General features: G+C 59.3%; 2 protein-coding genes and 1 pseudogene. 2 read left to right on the top strand and 1 reads right to left on the bottom strand.

What is annotated here, in order from left to right:
• Window positions 1–126 precede the first annotated feature (126 nt).
• Entirely contained in the window at window positions 127–414 is a 288-nt protein-coding gene (locus tag VQ044_RS24925; protein ID WP_331827878.1) for a hypothetical protein, read from the top strand.
• 214 nt (window positions 415–628) lie between these two features.
• On the opposite strand, the pseudogene VQ044_RS24930 reads toward VQ044_RS24925, so the two are convergent.
• A pseudogene (locus VQ044_RS24930) lies at window positions 629–1,577 on the bottom strand (IS630 family transposase).
• A gap of 107 nt (window positions 1,578–1,684) precedes the next feature.
• Here VQ044_RS24930 and VQ044_RS24935 point away from each other — a divergent pair.
• A complete protein-coding gene (locus VQ044_RS24935; RefSeq protein WP_331827879.1) occupies window positions 1,685–1,900 on the top strand; it encodes a hypothetical protein in 216 nt (71 codons plus the stop codon).
• The last annotated feature ends 65 nt before the right edge of the window (window positions 1,901–1,965 follow it).

Below are 1,965 nucleotides of genomic sequence, written 5' to 3' on the forward strand. Positions count from 1 at the left end.
CCGTCTGGATCAATCCGCCCAACAACAAGCTCCAACTCCAAGCTTAATCTATCGCTCCGGCTGTCTCACATTCGTTGACACGCTCCGTGCGCCGTGCCAACCTTCTGCATGGGGATGCGGGGGACTATGAAACAAGCAAGCAAGATCAGAACGTATACGGGAACCGGCTATCTCGTTTTTCCGACGCAGGAAATTCCGATTTCTTACTCAATCGAATTGAGGGGAAACGCGGACTATCGTGAAGCGCACGGAACGACCGACATAGCCGACCCAAAACTCCAGATGGACGCCATAACAAGGCCCAACCTTCGTCTCCGTTTAGAGGGTGGCGAGGAGGTCGAAGTTGTGTTTGACGGCGGCAGCGCCGGCTCGTCCATGACGTTCACCGTCAACACCCGGATGCCGGGTGCCTGAATCGAGCTACGAACTCACCGTCCAATAGTAACCGGGATTCTGCGGCAGGTCGCGGGCGTCTAGTGAGCCATCCGTCCTCGATGCATGTGATGAGCTCACGCTCTACAAAGACACGATCCCCGAACTCCGCTGCTATTGCCGTCGCCCCGACAAGATCAACTTCGGCGACGGCTGCCATCGGATTAGCAGTCGCCATCGCTAGAGCGTTTTCACCTTAATCCGGGTCATATCCGGCATGGGCGAAGAGATTTCGGAATTCGTCGGCTTGAAGATGTCGAGCGCCAGCGCCACGGCATCATATAGGCCAGGGATCGTGTGGGCTGCCAGCTTTCTGAGGAACGCCTTGATCTTGGCGAAGACCATCTCGATCGGGTTGAAATCCGGCGAATAGGGCGGAAGGTATCGAAGCTCCGCTCCGGCTGCCTCGATGGCCTCTGTGACACCGGCGACCTTATGCGCGGGAAGGTTATCCATGACGACGATGTCGCCGGGTGAGAGCGTCGGCGCGAGGACCTTACGGACATAGGTGAGGAACGCCTCGCCATCCATCGCGCCATCGAGAAGCCACGGCGCGACGATGCCGTCGATCCGCAAACCAGCGGTGAAGGTGGTGGACTTCCAATGGCCGTGTGGAACGGCGGCGCGGCAGCGTTCCCCACGCTTGGAGCGGCCGCGCAGCCGTGCCATCTTCGTGTTCAGGCCGCTTTCGTCGATGAAGACCAGCTTGCTCGGATCGAGATCGAGCTGCGCCTCGAACCAGGCTCGGCGCGCGGCCAGGACGTCTTCGCGCTGCTGCTCGGCGGCGTGCGCGGTCTTTTTTTCCACGTGATGTCGCGCTTCTTGAAGAACCTGGAGATCAGCGACTGACAGGCGCTGATGCCCTTGTCGGCTTCCAAACGTTCGGCGATCTCGGCCAGCGAAATGTCCTTTTCATCCGTATCGATAAGCGCCAGGATGAAGGCTTCGTGCGCGTCGAGTTTGGAGCCTTCGGGCTGACCTTGGCGATCAGGCTCGAACGTTCCTTTCCGGCGCCAATCGCGATGCCAGGACCCTGCCGTCGAGAAGCCGATCGCAAACCGGCGGGCCGCAGCCCGTGTCGACAAGCCAGCTTCGATCGCTTCGACCACCCGCTTGCGAAGGTCCACCCCGTAAGCTCGCGCCATGAGTTCGTCTCCCTGTCCTTTGCAGACAGGGAATCACGACCTTCGCAAGATCGCAAACATCCGACTCCGAATCGGGTCAAACCGCTCTAGGGGATGCGGGGGAACTGATGAAACGTATGATTGCTATTGCAGCCTTGGCTGCTGTTTCCGGCTGCGCCGGGCTAAGCCGGTCTATGGAGTACGCCGACGTGACGTCCGCCTATCAGGCGATGCCCGATGACACCTACAAGATCTTCGACAAGCCAAGCGAAGGGCGAATGCTCATCAGCACCAGCCTTGGAAAGGCGATGGCAACAGGCGCCGGAGCGTGTCAACGAATGTGAGACAGCCGGAGCGATAGATTAAGCTTGGAGTTGGAGCTTGTTGTTGGGCGGATTGATCCAGACGG

Origin of the sequence: Aurantimonas sp. C2-5-R2, from assembly GCF_036549495.1 — a bacterium.
GTDB lineage: Bacteria > Pseudomonadota > Alphaproteobacteria > Rhizobiales > Rhizobiaceae > Aurantimonas > Aurantimonas coralicida_A.